The organism is Kitasatospora griseola, assembly GCF_014648555.1.
Classification (GTDB): domain Bacteria; phylum Actinomycetota; class Actinomycetes; order Streptomycetales; family Streptomycetaceae; genus Kitasatospora; species Kitasatospora griseola.
On record NZ_BMRI01000086.1, the window covers coordinates 1 to 4502 of the forward strand.

Genomic DNA, 4502 nt, shown 5'->3' on the forward strand with positions numbered 1-4502 from the left:
GACGTCGGCGGGCAGCGGTTCGGAACCCCGAGTGTGCAGCCGCCACGCGGATCGCACCGAAGCAGGATGTCCGAACTGTATAGATTTGCCTGTCCGGTTGGTCGCGCAAGAGCGCGAGAGCCAGCAGGTTTCCGCTGATGGGCCGGCGTGGCGGTCGCCCTTCGGGGCGGCCGAGGATCGCAACCGCCCGCACGAGTCAGCAGTGCTGCGGGTGAAGGTGTGGCGGTCGCCCTTCGGGGCGGCCGAGGATCGCAACTCCGGCACCTCCACGACCCAGGCCGAGGCCCTGCCGGTGGCGGTCGCCCTTCGGGGCGGCCGAGGATCGCAACGATGCGGCGCCGCGGGAGGCGTAGCCGAGGCGCTGGGGTGGCGGTCGCCCTTCGGGGCGGCCGAGGATCGCAACCCCGGCCTGATCAAGCTTTACGAGAGCGCCCCGATCGTGGCGGTCGCCCTTCGGGGCGGCCGAGGATCGCAACCCCGGCCTGATCAAGCTTTACGAGAGCGCCCCGATCGTGGCGGTCGCCCTTCGGGGCGGCCGAGGATCGCAACGCCTTCACCTGCGCCAGCTTCTGCTGGTGCTTGCGCTGTGGCGGTCGCCCTTCGGGGCGGCCGAGGATCGCAACCGTGAGCTCTGTGGCGTTCAGTCCCGACGGCCGCACGGTGGCGGTCGCCCTTCGGGGCGGCCGAGGATCGCAACCGTGAGCTCTGTGGCGTTCAGTCCCGACGGCCGCACGGTGGCGGTCGCCCTTCGGGGCGGCCGAGGATCGCAACAGGAAGTGGTGCGTCCTCACCGCGATCAGCGCCACCGGTGGCGGTCGCCCTTCGGGGCGGCCGAGGATCGCAACTGCTGCCGCCGGAGCATCAGCATCGTGCCAGGCTCGTGGCGGTCGCCCTTCGGGGCGGCCGAGGATCGCAACTCCTCGTCGTCAAGCCAGCTGGCCGATCGGGGCCCGGGGTGGCGGTCGCCCTTCGGGGCGGCCGAGGATCGCAACCTGCGGCCAGCGCTACTCACCCACCGGGACCGGCCGTGGCGGTCGCCCTTCGGGGCGGCCGAGGATCGCAACGGCTGAACTGGTGCCCGCGCCCGCCGACGTCGCGGAGGTGTGGCGGTCGCCCTTCGGGGCGGCCGAGGATCGCAACTCCTCAGTCCCGGCACCTACCGAAGGAGAAGGACCAGTGGCGGTCACCCTTCGGGGCGGCCGAGGATCGCAACCAGTCGTCCCTGAACTGCTGCAGCATGTGATTGGGGGTGGCGGTCGCCCTTCGGGGCGGCCGAGGATCGCAACGGGTTGAACACCCGGGTGCGCACCGCATCCCCGCTGCGGGTGGCGGTCGCCCTTCGGGGCGGCCGAGGATCGCAACTACATCTGGGACCACGAGCACCACCCGCACCTGCCCTAGTGGCGGTCGCCCTTCGGGGCGGCCGAGGATGGCAACACCCGCGCACTGGCCGACGTGACCGCCGAGATCACCGTGGCGGTCGCCCTTCGGGGCGGCCGAGGATCGCAACTCCGACCCGTACGACCCGCTCGCCGTGATGGCCCCAGTGGCGGTCGCCCTCCGGGGCGGCCGAGGATCGCAACAACTTCCTGCGGCGCAACAACCAGATGAAGGCCATCGTGGCGGTCGCCCTCCGGGGCGGCCGAGGATCGCAACCCCCACCTCCATGGGCCGCCAGGCTGGGGGGCGTCTTGGCGGTCGCCCTTCGGGGCGGCCGAGGATCGCAACGAGCTCGGCCCACACTACCTTGCCCAGCTCCAGCAGTGGCGGTCGCCCTTCGGGGCGGCCGAGGATCGCAACTTCGTCCCGAGAAGCCCGAGCGCAGCCGTGTTGCGCGTGGCGGTCGCCCTTCGGTGCGGCCGAGGATCGCAACCCGCAGACCAGACCCGCCCGTCAGCCCAACCCGCAGTGTGGCGGTCGCCCTCTGGGGCGGCCGAGGATCGCAACTCCGAGGTGAGCGAGCACCAGGACGGCGGCTACCTCGCCTGGCGGTCGCCCTCCGGGCGGCCGAGGATCGCAACCTGTCGCTGCTGGCGGTCGCCGCCCTCGCGCTGACGTGGCGGTCGCCCTCCGGGGCGGCTGAGGATCGCAACCATGTACCGCACGTCCGGCGCCGGGCCGGGCCAGCGGCGGCGGTCGTCCTCCGGGGCGGCCGAGGATCGCTACTTGCCGACGCGGCCCGGCGCGCCCACCAGATCGGACTGCGCCCAAGTGCGGTCGTCTCGTGGTCGGCGTGAGTGGAACGAGGGAGGCTCCGGGGCGGTTTCCGTGCTGAGGAGGGCTCAGAGGAGGAAGGCGGTTCGGTCTTCGGGTTGGGCGGGGTCGAGTCCGCGGTGGGGGTGGTAGGCGCCGTTCCACAGGAGGAGGTTGCCGATGACGGGTTCGGCGAGGCCGGTGGTGAGGGCGGCGTCGGCTTCGTGGCGGGGGAGTTGGGCGGTGTGGGGCTGGAGTCGGCGTAGTGGTTCCGGTCCGCACGGGTAGGGGGATCTGAGGGCGGCGATGTCGGCTTCGGCGGCGGCGCGGTGGGCTTCGTCGCGGATGACGACGACCGGCCGGTTGAGGGTGTCGTCGATCATGCGGAAGGCGTCGTCGACGGCGGGGAAGTCGAGTTGGGTGCGCAGGGTGTCGATGTGGGCGCCCATGCCGGTGGGGCCGCTGCCTTGGAGGGTGTAGCGCAGCGGGTAGTACTTGTCGAGGGCGTCGAGGTTGTCGGGTCGGGCGAGGTCCGGGCCGATGTGGGCGGCGGTGGCGTCGAGTGCGGCGGTGTAGGCCTTGTCGCGGGGCTGTCCGGCGTCGTGGACCTTGAAGACGACGACGGTGCCGTGGTCCTGGTGGCCTTCGCGGTTGCACCGGCCGGCGGCCTGCTGCAGGGACTCCGCGGGCGCCCAGGCGCGGAACACACGGGGGAAGTCGAGGTCGACGCCGGCCTCGATCAGCTGGGTGGACACGACGTGGACGTCGCTGCCGGAGTCCAGGAGCCTTCGGATGTGTTCGATGACGGTGCCGCGGTGGCCGGCGGTCATCCGGGTGGACAGGTGCAGGACAGTGCCGCTCGTGCGTTCTTCCAGGAGGCGGTGCAGGTGCGCGGCGTCCTTGGTGGTGTTCACCACGGTCAGTGTCTGGCGGCCGCTGCGCCGGCCGATCTCGTCGGCCATCGACTCCCAGGTGACGTCGGGGCCGGTGCGCCAGTCGTAGGTGACGCGCTGCAGCTCCTCGAACAATTCGGCGGGTTCGGTGATGAGTTGGCGGCGGGGGAGGCCGTCGAGCTGGGCGAGGGACCAGAAGGCGGGCTGGGTGGCGGAGGTGAGGACGACGGTGGCGCCGAAGTGTTCGACCAGGCCGCGCAGGGCGCTGAGGATCGGGGCAAGGAGCCGGTCCGGCAGGGCCTGGACCTCGTCGAGGACGATCACCGCGCCGGCCAGGCGGTGGATCTTGCGCATGGCGGCGGGCCTGTGGGAGAAGAGCGACTCGAAGAGCTGGACGGTGGTGGTGACGACGAACGGCGCGTCCCAGTTCTCGGCGGCGGTGCGCGCCCAGGTTCCCTTCGCGCCGTCCAAGTCGACCGAGCTGTGGTGTTCCAGGACGGTCGGGGGAAGGCCCGGGTCGTCGGGGTCGAGCAGGTGGCGGTAGGTGCGGGCGTTCTGCTGGGTGATGCTGGTGTAGGGGACGGCGACGACGACACGGCGCTGGCCGTGCGCGACGGCGTGGTGCAGGGCGAATCCGGCGGAGGTGAGGGTCTTCCCGCCGCCGGTGGGCACGTGGAGCACGTACATGCCGGGCGCGCCGGTCGCTGCGGCCACCGCCTCCTCGTAGACCCGCCGGCGGATGCCGTCGATCTTCGAGGCGCGGCGCCGGGACAGGGCTTCGTTCCGGCGCTTGTCGAAGACCTGCAGCAGGCACGTCATGTCGGCGTCGGCCCGGACCTGTGCGGGCGTGTTCGCGAAGTGGGCGCTGGTGTCGAGGAAGTCGGCGTCGACCACACAGCTGAACAGCATCCGTACCAGCAGGTCGCGGCTCAACTTGCCGTTAAGGCCTGTCGCGCGGGAGAGCCAGGCCGGCAGGGGGATGCGTCCGGTCGGGACGATCTCCGGGACGACCGCCGCCGTGCGGACGATGGCCTCCTCGATCAGCGCCTGGTTCGCGTGGGTGCCGGTTTTCACGGCGTGGACGAGGTCTTTCACCTTCTGGAGTTCGGGGAGTCCACCGTGGTGCCCCTGCACGACCGCGCCGAACGGGACCCCCGCGTGCGAGGCGGCCAGCCATGTGCCGGCCTCCTTGTGGGGGACACCGACCTTGCGATGCTGCTTCTCCGCCTCGTCGAGGCCGTGCTGCCAGGCGCACGAGCCCTTTCCGACGTCGTGGACCAGCGCCAGGTACTCGGCCAACTCACCTGCGCCGAAGGCCGATCCGAACCGGTGCGCCAGCGAGGCGGATCCTCGGAGATGGTCCTCCAGGGTGTGGCGGGCACCTGGTAGGTTCCGGCTGTGGGCCCACAGTGGTGC

Annotated in this window: 1 protein-coding gene and 1 CRISPR repeat array; the gene reads right to left on the reverse strand. The window is 71.7% G+C overall.

Translation table 11 applies throughout. The features are described from left to right. Positions 1 to 147: 147 nt before the first annotated feature. Positions 148 to 1948: direct repeats of the CRISPR family, unit length 37 nt; unit sequence GTGGCGGTCGCCCTTCGGGGCGGCCGAGGATCGCAAC. A 334-nt stretch (positions 1949 to 2282) separates the two neighbouring features. Further along, a partial coding sequence (cas3, locus tag IEZ12_RS37115) for a CRISPR-associated helicase Cas3' (protein ID WP_268250310.1) occupies positions 2283 to 4502 on the reverse strand: 2220 nt, incomplete at its 5' end.